Here is a 19,816-nt window from a genome sequence, read left to right on the forward strand (position 1 = left end):
GATGAGGAGACACCCACCACTCTACATATTCATCTTATAATTTCTAAGAACCTATCTATCAACATTGAATGCATTTTTATTTACTTGCCAGTTCCTTAATGATCAAACTTAATTCATAAATTCCCTTTTGGAGATCTTCAAGGGATGCATAAGCGTATGACAAGCGAATATAATTGCCTTTTTCCTGTGCATAAATACTGCCAAGATTGAGAAGAATCCCTTTTGTTAAGGCTTTTTTATAAAGTAATTTCATAGATATCGAGGGCAATATTTTTAACCAGATAAAGAATCCCCCTTTAGGAATAGTCCAAACAGCTGCATTCTTCATATTGGTTTCTAAAGCGCTCGTAACAAATTGCCTTCTTATCTTTAATTGATGTCTCACCCGTTCTAAATGCCGCTGATATTGGCCAGATGTAAACCATTCCGCCGCTACTCTTTGAGACAACGAACTCGATCCGTAATCTGTCTGCATTTTAATGTCAGATAAACGTTCAATCACTGGCTCTGGCCCGACTATCCATCCAATCCTTAAGCCCGGGCTTAGCGTTTTCGATAAACTTCCTACATATAGCACATGGCCGTTTTTATCTATTGTTTTAATAGGGTATGGCGGAATGTCATCTATCCACAGCTCACGATATATGTCATCTTCAATAATGGGAAGCTGCGTTTTTTCGCTTGCTGCAAGGATTTCTTTCCGCCGCTCTTCTGACATTAAGATACCAGTCGGATTTTGAAAACAAGGGTTTGTATATAATATGGCTCTTCCCCGTTCCTCCTTTGTCATATGAATATGGTTTGGCAAAAGCCCCTCTTTATCGATAGGAAGTCCGGTCAGATTCATTCCGGCTGATTGAAATACATGTAATGAATAAAGATAAGATGGCTGATCAAGAAAAACCGTTGAACCTCTTTGCAAAAGTCCCATTGATATAAGCTGTAAGGCTTGCAGTGCTCCTGAAACTATAAGAATGGATGAAGGTGAAGCCTGAATCCCTATTGTTTTTAAATAATCACTCAATGCCTCTCTTAAAGGCAAGTATCCTTTTGGTTCCTCATATCCGAACGCCTCTATGTTTTGAGATACCTTGCCCATAATCTCTTTCATAGCAGACAAAGGAAAAATCTCATTTGAAAGTTCTCCTTTGCTTAGCTGTATAAGATCAGAATTTGATTCTGATTTATTGATCTCTTGAACAATTCTTCGGCTTGGCTGCTGGATTCCCGAAGTTACATATTTCTCCCAATTGGGTGCAGAATTCTTAGCCAACAGTGTCCAAGTATTGTTGATGACAACTGTCCCTTTGCCCATTCTGCCTTCAATCAACCCATCTGCCATCAATTCCTCTAATGCTGTGATAACCGTGCTTCGATTTACATGAAAGTCTTTTGCAAGCGTTCGCTGGCTTGGAATCTTACTTCCAATCGGCCACTCTCCATTTCCTATTTTCTCTTTTATATAATCAATGATTTGTAAGTACTTAGGAAGCTTTCTAACCGTTTTTTCTTCTGTAACGCTCATCAAAAGCAGTCTCCTTCAACTAAAGTGGTTGGGTCAAAAATTGTGTAACTGGTTGAAGCCATTTTATCAAATCTCTATTAGTATAAAACACACTAAATAACTGGTTGGTTTTTGTAAAGAAGGAGTGAAGATCATGAAAAAGAAAACTGTGCAACTCATCATATCTTACAGTCTTATGATCGGTTTGTGGGCATCAGCTTTTCCGGGAATTCGTGTAGGTCTGGAATATTACACACCCGAACACCTTGCTTTATTTCGTTTGTTAATCGGATCTATGGCATTGTTACTTTTTGCTGTGCTGACTAAAATTCGCTTACCTGACATGAAAGATATCCCTGTCATCTTATTATTAGGGTTTTTAGGTTTTGCACTCTATCACATTTTGCTTAATATGGGTGAAAAAACAGTTAGTGCCGGGATTGCAAGCTTACTCGTAACCACAGCACCAATCTTTTCTGCGGTGTTGTCTCGCCTGTTTTTTGGTGAACATTTTGGTTTTTCTAAATGGATTGGCTCTATCATTAGTTTATTGGGTGTGTCATTTATTTCATTAGGAACAGGAGACCATGCGCTTTCAATGAAAGGAATTCTGTTCATTCTGCTGGCAGCTTTTGCAGAGAGTATTTATTTTGTTTTTCAAGCCCGTTATATAAAAAAGTATGGTTTTATTCCATTTGTAACGTTCACGATTTGGGGTGCAGCCTTACCAATGCTTGTTTTTCTTCCAGGCCTATGTGGGGAGTTTTTAAACGCCTCAATGAACTCCACATTGTCTATCGTTTACTTAGGTTTATTCCCGACGGTCATCCCATACTTTGCGCTTGCATATGTAACTTCAATCGTCGGTGCTTCTGAAGCAACGATTTCACTTTATGTAACACCTGCTTTGACGATGGTGATTTCCTGGATGTGGATAGGGGAAATGCCTTCACTTATTTCACTGCTAGGCGGAATGGTGACTGTCAGCGGGGTATGTTTCACCTACATAAAAGGAAGCAAAATAAAGATGTTAAAGGAGATGAAAAAGTTCTAATTTCCTTTTCTGTCTTGATGTACGGTATCGGTCGGTACCCTGCTTCATGTCATGACATGAATGAATGAATAAAAAAACATACCAATCGTATTTGGTATGTTTTTTTCTAAGATGAGCTCTTAACATTGTAAGTCCAAAAAAAGCATATCTTAATTATACTCTCATCGTTTGATCAATTGGTGATCAAAAACCTTTACTATTACATTATTTATTGCTTAATCAATACTGATAACTCACCTTCGAATACTTTTTCTTCTTTATGATTATAAGTAAATATCAATACAGTAAGTATTCCCGTTCCACTTTTCTTTGGTTTCTTATCTACCACCTCAACAACTGAATGCAATTCATCGTCTGGATACACGGGTTTTATGAATTTAATATGATTCATCTCTGTTCCAGCGATAATATCGTCGCCATAGAACCCCTCTTCAATCCAAAGCTTAAAAGAAATGGCTAACGTTTGTATGCCAGAAGCGATGATTCCATTAAATCTGCCTTTATTCGCTTTTTCCTCGTCTACATGCATATATTGAGGGTCAAATTCTTCCGCAAACCTCATTACATTTTCTTTTGTTACCCTAAAAGATTTTGTATGAAATACTTGTCCAATCGCAAATTCATCCAACTTCATAAATACACCTCTTATCAAAATATTCCTTCATCAACTATCACACAAAAAATACTTTATCATATTTCATGTAGATCATCCTTTACATTCTTACCTATAAAACTTGTCAGATCAAATGTTCAGTTTTGGGAAAGAAACATTTGAAATAGCGAACGTGACAGCTCAAAGATGATTTTGCCCACGAAATAAAAAAAACTGCGTTTATGATAGGATAACTTGTTTTTTACAAACAAATCATTCAGAAACACATTTCGTTTTCTTCTCTTTTTATCCATATAAAATTGAAGCAGCTTTTATAGGTTGTCTTTAGCAACGTGATTGTTGTCTGCAGTTAATCTGCTGACATCATACTCCCAATTGCAGATAAGATAAAAGAAGCTATCGAATTGGTGTCCATAGTGAGTGAATATGAAAAAAGATACCAGCTGGTATGTTTTTATATTGAAACATTCAATTAGCTCAAAATGAGATCACTTTGGTTCGTTCTTTATATCAATCTTAAAAAATGAAACTGGTATAAAGTTTTATTTTACAGATGAGATACGATACACTCCGAATCCCCTGTGAGTTTGAATTCCCCAAACCCGTAAGGCAGCAACATATGATCTCCTTTTTTAAAGTCATATGTACGCTCGCCGGAGATTATCCGGCCTTCTCCTTCGAGGACGCTGACAAGAAGGAATGATTTTTGCTGTTTTAAACTTGCCGATCCTGTTAACTCCCACTTTTCCACTGAAAAATAAGGGCACTCAATCAATACGGCTATGTGCAAATCATCTGTTTGTTTATATTGAACCGTTTGCTGCTCTGGCGCAAATGGTACGTCTATCACTTCTATGCTCTTTTCCAAATGGAGCTCGCGCAAATTGCCTTCTGTATCTTTCCTGCCATAATCATATAATCTGTAGGTTGTATCGGAATTCTGCTGCGTCTCTAAAATGAGAATGCCTGTCCCAATCGCATGAACGGTGCCGCTTGGCACATAGAAGAAATCCCCCGGTTTTACCTTTACGCGGCGCAGGAGCTTGTCCCATTTTCCACCTTCTATCATCGAGATCAGTTCTTCCTTTGTTTTTGCGTTGTGGCCATAAACGATTTCTGCATCTTCTTGGCAGTCTATGATATACCAGCATTCTGTTTTTCCGAGCTCTCCTTTTTCACGCGTTTTTGCATACTCATCTTTCGGATGCACCTGAACGGATAAGTCTTGATTGGCATCCAAAATTTTCGTGAGAAGAGGGAAGCGGTCCCCCTTCAGATGTCCGAATAAATGCCGATGATGATCCCATAATTCACTGAGCGTAAGCCCCTTGTATAACCCGTTTTGAACAATACTTTGTCCATTTTGATGTGCTGCAAAAGCCCAGCATTCCGCCGTTCGTTCTGATGGGATGTCATAGCCGAAAGCAGCCAAAGCGGTGCCGCCCCAAATCTTTTCTTTGAAAACAGGCTTGAAAAATAACGGTTCAGTCATCATGAAAAATTCCCCCGCTTTATATGATTTCATCCAGGAGTTTGTATGCTTCGTCTTTTGTCTGGACAGAGAGCAGCCTTTCCCTATAGCTGTCATCCATCAGTTTTCGAGATAGCATTTGCAGCAGTTTCAGATGCTGGTTCCCTCCGCTATCTTTCGGTACAGCGATCATAAAGATTAACTTTGCTTCTGATCCATCAAGACTGTTCCAGTCAATGCCTGATCGTTTGATTCCAAACACTACACTCGGCTTCTTGACGGCATCAGACTTCCCGTGCGGGATCGCGATATTCATTCCAATCGCCGTTGTCCCCTCTTGTTCGCGATTCATGATCGCTTGTTTAAAACCGCTCTCTGAATGCAGCATACCTGTGCGGGACAATTTTTGAATCATTTCATCAATAATGTCATCTCTGGTTTCGCCTGATAATGTTGGTTCAATAAGATCTATACTCATAATGTCTGTCAGCTTGTTAATATCCGCCTTCTCCATCTGTCTGCTTTCCGCTTCATTGTGCTGTTGCGGAACGTCATTCGATGCTGCAGCTTCATTCAGCCCGGCGGGTGAAGAAACCGGAATATCTTTTTTTAGTACATTAACTAAAAGAGCGGTGGTAAGAGATCCGGCAATCACTGCAATAAAAAACATCAATACATGATCAACGGCGCCTAGTACTGCCACTATAGGCCCGCCGTGCGCTACTCTGTCTCCGACATTGCCGATCATAGCGATCACAGAACCAATCATAGAACCTGCCATAATCCCCGGAATGACGCGAAGCGGATCTTGTGCCGCGAATGGAATGGCTCCTTCAGTGATGCCGAAGAGACCCATGGTAAATGATGCTTTTCCCATTTCTCTTTCCGACTCCTGAAATTTTCTTTTTCCAAAAAACGTTGCAATCCCAAGGCCGATAGGCGGTATACAAATGGCAACGGCAATCGGTCCCATAATTTCATAGTTTCCTTCTCCGATCATGGCCGATCCAAACAGGAATGCCACCTTGTTTACGGGGCCTCCCATATCAAATGAAATCATTGCGCCTAAAATCAATGCCAGCAGGATGGAGCTCGAACCTTTCATACCCGCCAGCCATACCGTTAAAGATTCGAAAATTTGCGCTACAGGTGCACCGATCAAAAACACAAACGCCAAACCTACAATTAGTGAAGCGAACACTGGAATAATAATAATCGGCATAATCGGCTGAATCGCTTTTGGAACCTTTAATTTTTTGATCCAAAGGGCAGCATACCCCGCCAAAAATCCGGCGATGATGCCGCCGAGAAAACCGGCGCCGCTTGCACTGCCGTAAAAGCTTCCCGTCGCTGCAATATATCCGCCGATCATTCCTGGTACAAGCCCGGGCTTATCAGCGATGCTGTACGCGATATATCCGGCCAAAATCGGGATCATGAATGAGAATGAGGCACTTCCGATCTGTTCAATCGTTTTCCAAAAAGATTCATCCGGAATGACTAAGCCTTTCGGTGTTTTCTCACCTCCAAGCGTCAATGCAACCGCTATCAATAACCCGCCGACGACGATAAATGGAACCATAAAAGAAACACCGTTCATTAAATGACGATAAATCGGATTTTGTTTTTTCTCCTGTTGATTGCCGGCTTCCGAATTTGAAGCTGAACGGTAGACCGGCACATCGCCGCTAAGTGCTTTTTGAATTAATTCTTCCGGTTTGCGGATACCATCCTGAACCCCGACAGACAACAGTTTTTTTCCTGCAAACCGGTCTTTGTTTACCGAGCGGTCTGCCGCGATAATGATCGCGTCTGCTTCACGAATCTCCTCTCCGGTCAGCTCATTTTCCACTCCGATTCCGCCTTGGGTCTCGACTTTCATTTGGACGCCTAATCTGTCGGCAGCTTTTTGCAGATTTTCAGCCGCCATATATGTATGGGCAATTCCATTCGGACATGATGTAATCGCTAACAGTTTCATACGAGTCCTCCTTTAAAGTATGAATCATAAGGCCTGTAACAACTGTATATCAAAATCATGCTTGTAAAAGCGCTGTTTTTTACCGTTAATTCCGGAAAAACCAGCATTTATCCATATGCAAAAAAAGCAGGGCATCAAAGCCCCGCTTTTAATAATTCAAATAAGATAAAAATCTCATAACATTTGTTTCTTTCCTCAGCTTATGAATGAATGCCGGCTGCTCACTCAGATATGACAGTTCATGGAACAATTGCTTTGTCATGTTTTGATCCTCGTGTTTGACAGCCAGCATAAAGACGAGCGACACTTTTTCAGCCCCCCAATCAAGCGGCTCTTTTAATGTGGCAATCGCAATGGCTGATTGTTTAATAAATTTAGAGTTTGCATGAGGAATTGCAATGCCAGCCCCAATGTTTGTCGCCGACATTTTTTCTCTCATCACAGCATGAATGGCATACTCCTTTTCCACATAGCCTTTCTCGTATAAAACCATTGCCATTTGTTCAATCAGCTTATAGCGATGAACTGACTCTTGCTGCAAAAAAACTAAGAAAGGAGTCGTATTGTTCAGCATCTTAAACGTTTTTTGTGTTTGGCGTCGCGATTCGTCAACCTGATCCATAAATGCACTTAGTTTCTTCTCATCAGAAGGCTCCAACAGCGGTGATACAACTATATGAGGAATCGGCACATGTTCCAGCGCTATCGTGGAAATGACAAGATCTATGTCCCCATGTTTTGTTGTGTAATCTGCTAAATCAGCTTTTGCAATACAGGCCTTTACAGCGATTTGATGAAATTTCCGTTCAATTTTTGTTCGCAGCAATTGTGACATTCCAATGCCCATGTGGCAGACGATGATTGCCTTTTTACGCTTCTCGCTGCTGTGGTGCAAACGTTCGACCGCAGCTTGAAAATGCAATGTCAGATAAGCGGCCTCTTCCTCAGGAATAGAAAGAGCAAACGTTTGATTGATGTCTTCCAGAACGTCAATGATCATATGAAACAGATAAGGGTACATTTTTTTTATGTCATTTAGCATTGGATTTGATACAGAAAGATCATAATTCAGCCGGTTTAGCACTGTATTGAGATGGATGTTCAATCCGTTGATCAAATCCTGATCACTATGAAAATCAAGCATTTTTAGCTCTGATACACGACCGATTAAATGCCGCACAACCATGGGAAGCAAGGGATTTTCCAGAACCTTTTTTTCTTCTCCCCGAGATCGAAAACGAACTTTTCCGCCGAGTATATGCAGCGTTAAATATACGGCTTCTTCTCTAGGGAAGCGGATGGCAAAAACCGCTTCCAGCCGTTTTAAACATGCAATTGCCCATTGATATTCTATCTTCTTTTCTACTGCTGCCATTTCTGTTGGCGAAATCGAGATGGGCTGCTTCATTTTGATCCGGCGTATCATCAGCAATGTATGCAATAATAGATTCTCGAACGTTTCATCTGTGAAATAGATAGAATGGTGCTTTTGCAATGTTTCGAATTCATTCGACACACATTTCACTTCATGACTTAAGAACTTGCTTTTGATAAATTGACTTGTAAACTCTGGGTTATCAATCAAATCAGAGATTCTGGCTAAGGCTTTTCTTTTATTTCTTTCATTTCCTTCAATCTTTAAACCGAGCCGCTGCTTTGACACCAATTTGAGATCAAATCGCTTCAGCCACTCTTCAATTTCATGTAAATCCCTTTTGATGGAAGACTTATTCAAAAAATGCTGAGCGGCAATTTCTTTTGCTGAAACATGTTTTGGGTTCATTAATAATTGATAAGCGATTTGCAGAATTCTTTCTTCATCGGACTGGTGCTTTGAGCCAAAATGTTCAGTACCTAATTGTTGAGTTAACCGGGCCCTTTCATGTTCTTCTATATTTAAATAGACACCTAATCCTGGTTTGCGAATGAGCTGAGCAGGAGAATGTTCATGCAGATAACCTTCGATCGTTTTCAGATCATTCCTGATCGTTTTTTCAGAACACTTTACCCTGTCGGCGAAATCTTGCACGACTAAATAGTCATCAGGTTCAGATAACAACAGATACAAAATGTCTTTTTGTCTAGTATTCATGTATCTCATCTGTTTTTCTATCCTTCCTGTGTTTCACTCAAATGATGTACTAATAGTATAAGTATACTACATAAGAAACCGCTTACATTATAAAGTAAAATAAAAGTGCTAAAAGTTTCGTTTTTTACCGAAACTTCCGGAAAAATTGGATTTATGCGCAGAAAATCTACTGTTCATTCATCAAAAAGAAGATACTCACCATGAATGAGCACCTAGTGATTGCAAGAAAGTCTTATAAAAAAAGAGCAGCTCCTCAGCTGCTCACCACAACACTTACTTACCTGTACTGACTGCTTCACCATGTCCTGGCCCGAAAGCATTTAATACGACTACTCCCACAACAATGAGGAGAATTCCTATGCCGCTTGCAAAATTAATTTTCTCTTTCCAGACGAGAATGGAAATCAGTGTGGTTCCCACTGCCCCCAGTCCAGCCCATATGGCATAAGCTGCATTTAATGGAATCGTTTTTAGAGCTAGTGAAATACAGAAAAAGGATATAAAAAAACTCACAAAAACCCCAATAACAGGCCCAATCTTAGTAAAACTCTCTGAAGCTTTCAGCATAGACGTTCCTGTAAGTTCGCCTAACACCGCAATGATCAGATATACATAACTCATGATTCGTCACCCTTTGTTTATCATTTATTTAATATAGATACCTTTCTCCCCTGCAATGTTCTCAAACGCCCCCGTATAATGACTACTCAAAGTGATGCCTATTCTCCTCTACCCATGGGGCAAATGTTCTGGCAGGCTCTCCTAAAACCCGTTCAACTGTCGGCAAAACTGTATACACTTGTTCAGGCGGGTTTTTTCCCATTTCAATGATGAAATAATCAATAAACTGCTCGTCATATCCTTTGCTCTTCCATTCTGTTTTCACTTCATCTACTGTCATTTCAATCAGCTCAATAGGTTTTTGAATCACCTCTGAAATTTGTTTAAGCATATTTCTCGGGTTTAATGCTTCTGGTCCAGTTAAATCATATGTTTGTTTATGATGGCCTTCCTCCGTGAGAGATTTTACTGCAACAGCCGCAATATCAGCTTCATGGATTCTGGCGCTTAGACTATCAGGGAATGCAGTACGGATAAATCCTTCTTTTTGAATAGATTCTGCCCAATCATTTAGTACATTTTTCATAAATTCTACGGGCCTTAATATTGTCCACTCCATCCCGCTATTTTTAATTACTTCTTCAATAGGGTTTCCTTCATAATCCACCAATGCCACAATTTTTTTAACGCCAGCTTTTTCAGCCATTTGCACAATTCTTTGATTGGCCAAGAATTTAGTGTCTGATTGATCACTTTGTGTCATTAAAAATAAACCGTCAACTTTATAAAGATGTGACTGTAAAGTTTCAGGATGATCAAGATCTCCAGAGACAAGCTGAACTTCAGCAGGCAGATTTGTTTTGTTTATGGCCCTTGTTAACGCCTTCACCTTAACTCCTTTTCCATTTAAAAGCTCAACAATGTGCCCGCCTACTGTTCCCGTAGCTCCTGTAACTAAGATTGTCATGTTTATTCCCTCCAACATTTTCATTTTTAACAAACAAGGCTATACAATGATCGGAATCATCAATGAAATCTATTTTGACTGCAGCCACTCCGAAATCGTACTCATCTCTGCCCTTCTTGGTTATAATAAAGGGTGGTGTAACACCATAGTCAAGGAGAGATTTTTAATGGATTTACATTTACATACTCATTTAACGACTGGGCAATTTGCCAAATTAATGGGGATAAGCAAAGACACACTGTTTCACTATGATCGAATTGGAATTTTTTCTCCGGAAGTGAAAGCTCCTAATGGTTACAGGTATTATTCAATCAATCAAATCGATGTTTTTCATGTGATTTCAACCCTAAAAGAATTAGAAATGCCACTAAAGGAAATAAAGGAGTATCTGAACAAAAGATCCCCCGATGAACTTATTTATCTTCTCGAAAGTAAAGAATCAATACTTGACACTAAGATTATACAGCTTCAAAAAATGAAAAAAATAATCTCGGAGAAATCGAGAATTACGAAGAAGGCAGCTGAAATAGATCGTTCAGCTATTCTATTTGAAGAAAGGCAAGAAGAAGCATTAGTATTAACTGAAGCAGAGCCTTTTACAGGAGATAAAAGCATTTACAATTCCATGATCAATCACAATAAGTATGTAAACACTCACAATTTAGATGCCCATCATTCACCAGGCTGGATGATGGATACGAAGAAAATCATAAGCGGTAAAGCCTTTAGTTATGATTATCTTTATACGAGAGTGAACAAAACATTAAATCATTATCATTATGTACAAAACAAAGGCACATATTTAACCGCGTATCACGGAGACGGTTATTCACGTATTAAAGAAACTTACGATAGATTGTTAACTTTTTCTCGCGGCAAAGATATAAAATTACAAGGCTTTTTCTACGAAGAAGTGATGTTAGATGAGCTATCAGTTAAAGGCTATGAAAAGTATTTAATTAAGGTTTTTGTGCAAATTGTAAAGTAAGGGGATTAACTGCAGAACTCATTGTTCCTCGTAAAACTACATGATGTGGATGAAAGCGTAACAACGTTATTGATCTGAAAATCTTCTGTCCTTTTCAGAAAAAGAGAAAAAAGGAGAATGGCTATGAGTATTGAGATAAAGGCGGTAACTGAAGAGAATCGTGAATCTATTCTGTCTCTTCATGTTCACAAGAGCCAAATATCATATATAGAATCAACCAAGCAATGTCTAGAGGATGCAACAGAATGTCAGTATTATAAACCTGCTGGACTTTATTACAAAGGGGAGTTAGTCGGTTTTGCTATGTATGGATGGTTTCCTGAGATTGATGAAGAAAATAAAAACGGCAGAGTGTGGCTTGACCGATTTTTCATTGACGAGCGTTTTCAAGGTCAAGGATTAGGGAGCATTATGCTTGAAGCTCTTATTCATCACCTTGCTGAGCTATATACATGTAACAGAATTTATTTAAGCATTTTTGAGAGCAACATTCATGCTTTGCGCCTGTATCAAAAATTCGGCTTTACATTTAACGGTGAGCTCGATTTTAACGGCGAGAAGGTCATGGTAAAAGAGCTATAAGTACTTAAGCTGTTGAAAAGCTACATTGACGAGACTTCAATTCATGTAACATTATGGCGTTTCACGCAAATGAAAAAGCATACTATGTTCTTGGTATGCTTTTTAAATTCTTTCAGCACTTTCTCTTGATTTCAGTAAACGCAGCTTTCCGATTTTATTGCATTCTAACGCGAACCATACACTGCCTTCTTTGTCACAGCCAATTCCGTGAGGCTCGCCATTAGAGGTTTTGATTGTATATTCTTCAAAGGTTCTCTCTTTCGTCAATCTTCCTATTTTATTTGCTCCCCATTCAGTGAACCATAAATCCGATTCGACTCCCGCAGCAATAGCATGAGGCCGGGCATTTGGTGTAGGAATATCATATTCCGTTATTTCGCCGGACATCGTGATCCTTCCTATTTTATTTCCCATTATTTCTGTAAACCAAAGGGCACCATCATTTCCGTTTGCAAGACCTACTGGCGCTGCTCCCGGTGTTGGGATTGGGTATGCCGTTATTTCTCCTGATTGGGTTATCTTGCCGATCGCATTGTTTTGGTTTTCAGTGAACCAAAGTGAGTCATCGGGCCCCAACGTAATAAAAGAAGGATATGATTCTTTATTCGGCAGTTCGTATTCATGAATCACCCCTTCTGCTGTCAATCTCCCTATGCGATTTCCATTCATTTCAGTAAACCAAATATCACCGTGAAGACCTTCAGTAATTCCATATGGCGCTGAATTTGGATGGGGTAATGGGTACTCTGTAAATATGCCCTTTTCTGAAAGCCTTCCAATTTTATCAGTCCCATTTTCAGTAAACCAAATATCACCTATTGAAGATATGGTCAAACACAGCACTCGTGCATCAGGAGTTGGAACAATACATTCTTTGATTGTTCCATTTTGATGAAGACAACTGATTTTATTTGCTTTATGTTGAGTAAACCATACATTTCCTTCACGAGAGACCGCTATCCCATAAGGACCAGAATCCGCTTGTAACATATCTATTTCTTGCAGTTCAATATTCAAATAAATCCCTCCATTTAAGCATAACCTTATACAAAAAAAGCCCCCTATTCTCATTATACGAGACAGGAGGCAATGGAATTCCAGTACAGACTTTAACATACTGACTAGCTGGTTACCTTTTTTTCTGAGCGTGAAGACAAAAACAATTTAATATAAAATTTCTGAGGTATCTCACTTTTGGGTTAGAAGTTCTGTTTTTCTCTAATGACTCGTATGTCTTCTAAAATTACTGCCCTTCACTTCAGCTACGTCATATACGGTAACAAAGGCATTTTTATCAATTTCATTAATAATTTCCTTTAGTTTTGTTTCTTCAAGGCGGTTGATGACACATGTGATTTCTTTAAATTTCTCGTGGGAAAAACCGCCATAAGCTTCTTTATAGGTAGCACTTCGGCCTAACTGATCACGTATTGTCTCTACCATTAATTCAGGCTGGGTTGAAATAATTTGAAAGGTTTTAGAACCACTTAAGCCTTCCTCAACGATATGTATGACTTTGGACGCAATGTAGTAAGCAATGACTGACAGTAATGCCCCTTGTAAGCCAAATACAATGGATACAAAAATAAACACAAAAAGGTTTAAGAATAAAATGAGATCGCTCGTTCCAAATGGCAATTTTCGAGATAGCAGCACAGCGAGCATATCAATTCCATCCAATGCGCCGCCGTTACGTAACGCTAACCCCATTCCCAATCCAAGGATAATCCCGCCAACAACGGTTATTAACAGGGTATCCCCCTCTATGATGGCTGGAGTGTGGTGGAAAAACATTGTGCCAGCGGCAAGTGATACGATTCCGATAATGGATAATAATGCAAAGTCTTTCCCGATTTGCTTATATCCTAACCAGACAAACGGGATGTTTAATGCTGCAATAAGAACCCCTAGCGGCAAATCAAATAGCTGTGAACCAACGATACTAAGTCCTGTCACCCCTCCATCAGATACACTGTTTGGAATCAATACGGTTTCCAGTCCATATGCCGCTATAATTCCTCCGATAATAACCATTATGACTTGCAGTACTCTTTTTATTTTTAAATGCTTATGTTTTTTGTTTGTATTCATCTCATTCCTCATTTCGAATATTTAGTCTTAATTTAAATATACCATAATAGGTTTATTTATTCTAAAGACCATATACAGAAGGTATATATATGTTCCCCAACAGTAAACCAATAAATGAATTCCTCTGATAAGTTCCAGAACTTGCTTCTCCATGTTCATAACCCGGCGGATTTCTTCCCTTGGGGTGAAACATTTGAAAAAGCGAAATACGAAAAACAAGCGTGTTCTCTTGTTACTTCCCTCAACTACTCATTAAAAAAAGCTGGCGAGAATATCTCGCCAGCCTAAATCTTTGGGATTCTTAATTGTTTTAAATCCGTTTTCCATAAATAATATATCGTTTTGGAGCATTGCCGATATATGAAAACGGATAACACGTAGTTAGAATGAGCTCCTCTTTTTTATGCTGCAACGTAATAATGGAAGTATCATTTTTATCGACAATTTTCATATTCTCAATCTTATACTGAAAACTCCCATATGGCAGCGTAATCTTTAATTGATCACCTTTTTTTAGTTCTCCCGTCCGGCGAAAAACGGTATCCCGATGTCCCGATAACACAATTTGTCCGTTTTCATTTGGATAATAACTTTCTTTGTAGTGACCGACGCCCTTTTCCAAGTCATCTGCGTCAGTCCCTTCTACAATCGGAAGCTCTGCATTTATTTTTGGGATTTCAAGAACACCGACAGCTTCCCCGACCTTAGGTTTAAAAGATGCTTTTTCTGCTTCTCGCTCCTTGCTAGTTTCAGGATGTCCCGCTGCCAGCTTAGCTTCTTCTAAAGCTTCTGCTGTCTTTTGATTGGTATCCACCACTTTCCAGACTCCATAGCCTATGAAAATGAGTCCGGCACTTATGATGAACAAAGGAAACGCTTTTTTTATAATTTGCATTTAGGCATTTCTTTTCCTTCTAAAATACCAGAGGACTGATCCAATTAACAATAATCCAAAACCAACAAGAAGAATATTATAATTGTTTGTCGCCGTATCCGGAAGCTCATTTCCGGTATTTGTCTTTTCACCTGTTTTTTCTGGTGTTGATTTACTTGGCTCACCAGAAGGATCAGAGTTGCTTGGTTTAGCAGGATCGCTTGGTTTTTCAGAGCCTTTCGATACAACTTTCATCTCTGCTTCAGGCTTATCTGGCTTATCAATACTGCTGCTTTCTACAGTTGCCACGTTTGTAATCGTTTTGCCTGCATATCCCGGCTCAATTTTCGCTTGGAACGTCACAGTCCGCCATTCAGTGTCAGTAACATCGCCAAAGTTAGCAGTAATCTTGCCGTCCTTGATTGTTGCTTCTCCGCCGTTGCTCGCTTTCAAGCTGCCTTCGACATACTTCAATCCGGCTGGAAGCTTATCTGAAATAACCAGATTTTCTACTTTACCGTCGGATACTGTGTTTCGGGTTTTAATGGTGTAGACTACCGTGTCCCCTGCTTCATACTTTTCCTTATCTGAATCCAAGTTCTTCACTGTTTTTTCAGATTCTAAAACAGGATTTCGCGGATATACCTTCACTTCATGGCTTGGTTTGTCAGGAGTCTTGATATTGTCGCTGCTGATGTTTGCAGTGTTCACGATATCCTTTCCTGCTTGACCAGAATTCACTTTTACTTCGAATGTCACAGAGTGCCACTTCGTATCGGTCACATTGCCAAACTCACCTGACGTCTTACCCTCGGCATAATATCCATGATCATCGTCTTGATCATCACTTACCCCAGTACCATCTACTTTCAATGTTCCTGAAACATATTCTAATCCTTCTGGAAGAGAATCTGAGATTAAAAGATTTTTGACAAGGCTATCTTCAATCGTGTTTCGGGTTTGGATTGTGTAAAGAAGCGTGTCGCCCACTTCTGGATGGTCCGCATCTTTATTTCCCTCAGCTTTTTCCTTAATGGAGGCTGTTTTCTTTGATTCTAATTTTGGATCTTTCGGATCCACTGTGATGTCTGTTCCCGGTTTATCCGGTGTGTCGATATTGCCGCCGTCAACGGTAGCCACGTTTTTAATCGTTTTTTCCGCATAGCCGGACTCAATTTTCGCTTGGAATGTCACAGTCCGCCATTCAGTGTCAGTGACGTCTCCAAAGTCAGCAGATACCTTACCGTTTTCAACATTTCCTTTGCCATCATGGCTTACTTTCAAACTGCCTTCAATGTACTTCAGACCATCTGGAAGTTCGTCTGAGATGACGAGATCAGTTACTTTACTATCCGCTACTGTATTTCTTGTTTTGATGGTGTAAACAACTGTATCTCCTGCTTCATATTTCTCTTTATCTGAATCCAGATTTTTTACTGTCTTTTCTGAATTCAAAACTGGATCTTTCGGAGTAACTTTGACCTCATGGCTTGGTTTATCCGGTTTATCAGTATTGTCACCGCTAATGCTAGCCGTATTGACAATATTTTTACCTGCTTGACCAGCTTTTACTTTCGCTTCAAATGTAACAGTATGCCATTCCATATCAGTCACATCACCAAATTGGCCTGATACTTTGCCTTCTGTCACATCGCCTTTATCATCATCGCGGGCATCACTGACTTCTTTATTGTCTACTTTTAGTGTGCCAGGAACATATTCTAAGCCTGCCGGCAGTTTATCTGCGATGACAAGATCAGTTACTTTACTGTCCTTAACTGTATTTCTTGTTTTGATCGTGTAAACAACCGTATCTCCTGCTTCATACTTTTCTTTCTCTTCATCCAGATTCTTTGCTGTCTTTTCTGACTCTAAGACTGGATTTCTTGGAGAAACTTTGACCTCATGGCTTGGTTTATCTGGTTTATCAATATTGTCACCAGTAACGTTGGCAGTATTAACAATATCTTTATCTGCTTGGCCAGCTTTCACTTTTGCTTCAAAGGTAACAGTATGCCATTGAGTGTCAGTCACATTACCAATTTCACCTGACACTTTGCCTTCTGTCATATCGCCTTTATCATCATCTTGAGCATCACTGACTGCTTGATTGTCTACTTTTAGTGTCCCAGAAACATATTCTAACCCTTCTGGAAGTTCATCTGAGATGACTAGATTTTTCACCAGACTGTCCTCAACTGTGTTTTTCGTCTGGATTGTATAAAGAAGTGTATCTCCGACTTGCGGCTTTTTCTTGTCCTTATTTCCATCTGCTTTTGCTTGAATACTTGATGTTTTCTTTGACTCTAAGACAGGGTTTCTAGGATAAACTTCTACTTCATTATTCGGTTTATCCGGAGTGTCTACGTTACTGCCGGTAATGCTAGCCGTATTTTTAATCGTTTCTCCGGCTTGACCAGCTTTCACTTTCGCTTCGAATGTAACAGTATGCCATTCGGTATCAGTCACATCACCAATTTGGCCTGACACTTTGCCATTTGTCACATCACCTTTATCGTCGTCTTTGGCGTCACTGACTTCTTTATTGTCTACTTTTAGTGAGCCTGAAACGTATTCTAATCCCTCCGGAAGTTCATCTGAAATGACGAGATCTTTCAGCAGACTGTCTTCAATCGTGTTTCTCGTTTCGATTGTATAAAGAAGGGTATCTCCTACTTCTGGATGTTTCGCATCTTTATTGCCATCCGCTTTTGCTTGAAGGCTTGCGGTTTTCTTCGATTCTACATCCGGCTTTCTTGGATAAATCTCGGTATCATTGCTCGGCTTATCTGGTGTGTCGATGTTGCTGCCAGTAACGCTAGCCGTATTTTGAATCGTTTCACCAGCTTGGCCAGCTTTCACTTTCGCTTCAAATGTAACAGTATGCCATTCCGTATCCGTCACATCACCAATTTGGCCTGACACTTTGCCATCTGTTACATCACCTTTGTCATCGTCTTGAGCATCGCTGACTGCTGTACCGTCTACTTTCAGAGTGCCTGGAACGTATTCCAGTCCTTCTGGTATGGCATCTGAGATTGTAAGGGCTTTTACCTCACTGTCTTCTTCAGTATTTCGTGTTTGTATTGTGTAAAGAAGCGTGTCGCCTACTTCTGGGTGATCAGGATATTTGTTTCCTTCCACTTTTTCCTTAATTGCTGACGTTTTCTTTGACTCTAAGTCAGGATTCCTAGGATACACTTTGACTTCATTATTCGGCTTATCCGGAGTATTTATATTGTCTCCTGAAATGCTTGCCGTATTGATAATATCCTTTCCTGCTTGACCAGGCTTAACTTTTGCTTCGAAGGTAACGTTATGCCATTCAGTATCCGTCACATCGCCAATTTTGCCTGACACTTTGCTGTCTGTATATTGGCCTTTATCATCATCTTGAGCATCACTGACCGATGTACCATCTACTTTTAAAGTGCCCGGAACATATTCTAAGCCTTCTGGCACTGCATCTGAAATTGAAAGGTTTTTCACCTGACTGTCTTCAGCAGTATTCCGTGTTTGTATCGTGTAAAGGAGCGTATCTCCCACTTCCGGATGATCCGTATCTTGGTTTCCATCCGCTTTTGCCTTAATTGCAGACGTTTTCTTTGATTCAAGTACAGGATCTTTAAAAACAACCGGAGTTGTTACTTCGTTTGATTCGGTTTGTTTTTTCGTATTCGTTAATAAACTGTCATAGTCTATTTGCGCTTTGTTAGAAATTTCCTTACCGACATAACCTGTCTTGGCTTTCACTTTAAACTGTACAGTCATTCCATTAGGCAAGTTGTTCGTATTAGGTAAATCTCCTAATGTAATATTTACTTTATTACCATCGAAATTACCTTCATCACTATCGGATGCATCAGTTAAATTTTTTGTTGTCGAACCATTAATTAATTTTAATGATCCCGGAACATATTCAGTTCCCTCTGGAATTGCATCGGAAAAGCTTGCATCAGAAGCAATATCTCCGCCTTGGTTTTTGATTTGAACCGCATATGTTAATTCATCACCGGGTTGCACCTCGCCCTGTGGAGAGACTGACTTATTTGCAGTTACACATGGTTCTGTGCCAAGGAAAATATCATCCAAAAAGTTGCCGGCTCCTAAGCTTCCGCCGGCTGAACTCACCGCCTCAAAACCGAAACGCGTTGTCGTTTGACCTGCTGGAACAGTGTAAGAGCCTGAATGAGTTCCCCATGCCGTTTTTCCATCAGAAAATTGTTTTTGAACCACCGTATTGTATGGATTATTAGTTGCTGCCCCGATGCGAACCTGCATGGTGTCAACACCTTGCCGCCCCATATGGGATAAGCGCCAATAAATCGTTTGTCCGGGCGTTGTTTTCACGTCTTGATACAGCATGCCATTCTCAAAAGCGTTTAATTCCGCCCACCGATTGCCATCAGGAGGAGAAGGCCAGCCTTTTACTGTTGCAGGAATGTTCTTTTCATAATTCCATATTTCAATTGCCTTCTGACCAGAGGAATCATCAGTCGTTTTCCAGCCAGGTACCTCGGATTCGAGATAAAAGAGACCCGAATTATTATATGCAGTTCCTCTGGCAGCACCTTGCTCAAAGCTTCCGTTAATCAGTGCAACCGGAGCCAGGCAAGTATTAACTGCATTTTGAGTTACCTCTGTTTTATCTTCAGCGTGAATATGATTTGGCAGAACCGTCAACATATTTCCAGTAACCAATAACAAGACTGCAAATATCATGAGGGTTTTCCTAATATTCAGTATGTAAGTTCTAGGGATAAAGCCCTTTCGCACAGCTTTCACACTCCATAATTTATTTTTCACACGACTTGAAAAATCACAATATTCCGAACTCTGTTCTTAATATGACCTCCCTTCTCTCTTGGTTAATATAACAAAATATATGAATATCTTACAATGTGACAAAATATTCATATATCTGGCATAAAATAAGGTAACAATTCAAAAAACAAATGTATTTGTCGTAATTTGTCAAGGGAATTTTGTCCTTTTTTATACTAATATGGATTACTAGAGCAATGAGTGTAAAGCGATG

14 protein-coding genes are annotated in these 19,816 nt (G+C 39.8%); 3 read left to right on the forward strand and 11 right to left on the reverse strand.

Annotation, left to right across the window (positions count from 1 at the left end; translation table 11 throughout):
- Positions 1-76: 76 nt before the first annotated feature.
- Complete coding sequence (gene pdxR / locus DIC78_RS07130; RefSeq protein ID WP_127695889.1) at positions 77-1,525, reverse strand: MocR-like pyridoxine biosynthesis transcription factor PdxR; 1,449 nt, start codon at positions 1,523-1,525, stop codon at positions 77-79.
- Positions 1,526-1,658: 133 nt separating this feature from the next.
- On the opposite strand from pdxR, the gene DIC78_RS07135 reads away from it, so the two are divergent.
- Complete coding sequence (locus DIC78_RS07135) at positions 1,659-2,558, forward strand: DMT family transporter (RefSeq protein ID WP_127695891.1); 900 nt, start codon at positions 1,659-1,661, stop codon at positions 2,556-2,558.
- 208 nt (positions 2,559-2,766) lie between these two features.
- On the opposite strand, the gene DIC78_RS07140 is transcribed toward DIC78_RS07135, so the two are convergent.
- From DIC78_RS07140 to DIC78_RS07165, 6 genes are all read right to left on the reverse strand, one after another.
- On the reverse strand, positions 2,767-3,192 hold the full coding sequence (locus DIC78_RS07140; RefSeq protein WP_044161648.1) for a MaoC family dehydratase: 426 nt from the start codon (positions 3,190-3,192) through the stop codon (positions 2,767-2,769).
- A gap of 526 nt (positions 3,193-3,718) precedes the next feature.
- Positions 3,719-4,666: a mannose-6-phosphate isomerase, class I gene (gene manA / locus DIC78_RS07145; protein WP_106020896.1), complete on the reverse strand. Its 948-nt coding sequence runs from the start codon at positions 4,664-4,666 to the stop codon at positions 3,719-3,721.
- 16 nt (positions 4,667-4,682) lie between these two features.
- A complete protein-coding gene (locus tag DIC78_RS07150; RefSeq protein WP_127695893.1) occupies positions 4,683-6,623 on the reverse strand; it encodes a PTS fructose transporter subunit IIABC in 1,941 nt (646 codons plus the stop codon).
- Between the two features lie 148 nt (positions 6,624-6,771).
- On the reverse strand, positions 6,772-8,724 hold the full coding sequence (gene manR / locus DIC78_RS07155; protein WP_127695895.1) for a mannose transport/utilization transcriptional regulator ManR: 1,953 nt from the start codon (positions 8,722-8,724) through the stop codon (positions 6,772-6,774).
- Positions 8,725-8,988: 264 nt separating this feature from the next.
- Positions 8,989-9,336, reverse strand: a complete 348-nt coding sequence (locus tag DIC78_RS07160; protein WP_106020902.1) for a DMT family transporter — start codon at positions 9,334-9,336, stop codon at positions 8,989-8,991.
- Positions 9,337-9,418: 82 nt separating this feature from the next.
- Complete coding sequence (locus DIC78_RS07165) at positions 9,419-10,243, reverse strand: SDR family oxidoreductase (RefSeq protein ID WP_127695897.1); 825 nt, start codon at positions 10,241-10,243, stop codon at positions 9,419-9,421.
- Positions 10,244-10,409: 166 nt separating this feature from the next.
- On the opposite strand from DIC78_RS07165, the gene DIC78_RS07170 reads away from it, so the two are divergent.
- On the forward strand, positions 10,410-11,231 hold the full coding sequence (locus DIC78_RS07170) for a MerR family transcriptional regulator (RefSeq protein WP_127695899.1): 822 nt from the start codon (positions 10,410-10,412) through the stop codon (positions 11,229-11,231).
- A gap of 123 nt (positions 11,232-11,354) precedes the next feature.
- Positions 11,355-11,813 carry a spermine/spermidine acetyltransferase gene (locus tag DIC78_RS07175; protein ID WP_106020907.1) on the forward strand — a complete coding sequence of 153 codons (459 nt, stop codon included), beginning with the start codon at positions 11,355-11,357 and terminating at the stop codon, positions 11,811-11,813.
- A gap of 102 nt (positions 11,814-11,915) precedes the next feature.
- Here the strand turns inward: DIC78_RS07175 and DIC78_RS07180 are convergent, their stop codons facing one another.
- The 4 genes from DIC78_RS07180 to DIC78_RS07200 form a co-directional block, all read right to left on the reverse strand.
- The gene (locus DIC78_RS07180) at positions 11,916-12,830 is read right to left on the reverse strand and encodes a Vgb family protein (protein ID WP_106020909.1); all 915 of its coding nucleotides are present in this window, start codon (positions 12,828-12,830) and stop codon (positions 11,916-11,918) included.
- Positions 12,831-13,031: 201 nt separating this feature from the next.
- On the reverse strand, positions 13,032-13,904 hold the full coding sequence (locus DIC78_RS07185; protein ID WP_101864953.1) for a YitT family protein: 873 nt from the start codon (positions 13,902-13,904) through the stop codon (positions 13,032-13,034).
- A gap of 310 nt (positions 13,905-14,214) precedes the next feature.
- Complete coding sequence (locus DIC78_RS07195) at positions 14,215-14,790, reverse strand: class D sortase (protein ID WP_106021106.1); 576 nt, start codon at positions 14,788-14,790, stop codon at positions 14,215-14,217.
- A 9-nt stretch (positions 14,791-14,799) separates the two neighbouring features.
- Positions 14,800-19,500 (reverse strand): isopeptide-forming domain-containing fimbrial protein, encoded by a 4,701-nt coding sequence (locus tag DIC78_RS07200; RefSeq protein WP_127695901.1) that lies wholly within the window; start codon positions 19,498-19,500, stop codon positions 14,800-14,802.
- Positions 19,501-19,816: the final 316 nt, after the last annotated feature.

The organism is Bacillus halotolerans, from assembly GCF_004006435.1.
GTDB classification, from domain to species: domain Bacteria; phylum Bacillota; class Bacilli; order Bacillales; family Bacillaceae; genus Bacillus; species Bacillus halotolerans.

Bases quoted from the DNA above. Each gene is read 5' to 3' on its own strand.
- pdxR (WP_127695889.1), bottom strand. From the start codon at position 1,525: ATGAGCGTTACAGAAGAAAAAACGGTTAGAAAGCTTCCTAAGTACTTA.
- DIC78_RS07150 (WP_127695893.1), bottom strand. From the start codon at position 6,623: ATGAAACTGTTAGCGATTACATCATGTCCGAATGGAATTGCCCATACA.
- manA (WP_106020896.1), bottom strand. From the start codon at position 4,666: ATGATGACTGAACCGTTATTTTTCAAGCCTGTTTTCAAAGAAAAGATT.
- DIC78_RS07170 (WP_127695899.1), top strand. From the start codon at position 10,410: ATGGATTTACATTTACATACTCATTTAACGACTGGGCAATTTGCCAAA.
- DIC78_RS07135 (WP_127695891.1), top strand. From the start codon at position 1,659: ATGAAAAAGAAAACTGTGCAACTCATCATATCTTACAGTCTTATGATC.
- DIC78_RS07185 (WP_101864953.1), bottom strand. From the start codon at position 13,904: ATGAATACAAACAAAAAACATAAGCATTTAAAAATAAAAAGAGTACTG.
- DIC78_RS07165 (WP_127695897.1), bottom strand. From the start codon at position 10,243: ATGACAATCTTAGTTACAGGAGCTACGGGAACAGTAGGCGGGCACATT.
- DIC78_RS07140 (WP_044161648.1), bottom strand. From the start codon at position 3,192: ATGAAGTTGGATGAATTTGCGATTGGACAAGTATTTCATACAAAATCT.
- DIC78_RS07160 (WP_106020902.1), bottom strand. From the start codon at position 9,336: ATGAGTTATGTATATCTGATCATTGCGGTGTTAGGCGAACTTACAGGA.
- manR (WP_127695895.1), bottom strand. From the start codon at position 8,724: ATGAGATACATGAATACTAGACAAAAAGACATTTTGTATCTGTTGTTA.
- DIC78_RS07200 (WP_127695901.1), bottom strand. From the start codon at position 19,500: ATGATATTTGCAGTCTTGTTATTGGTTACTGGAAATATGTTGACGGTT.
- DIC78_RS07175 (WP_106020907.1), top strand. From the start codon at position 11,355: ATGAGTATTGAGATAAAGGCGGTAACTGAAGAGAATCGTGAATCTATT.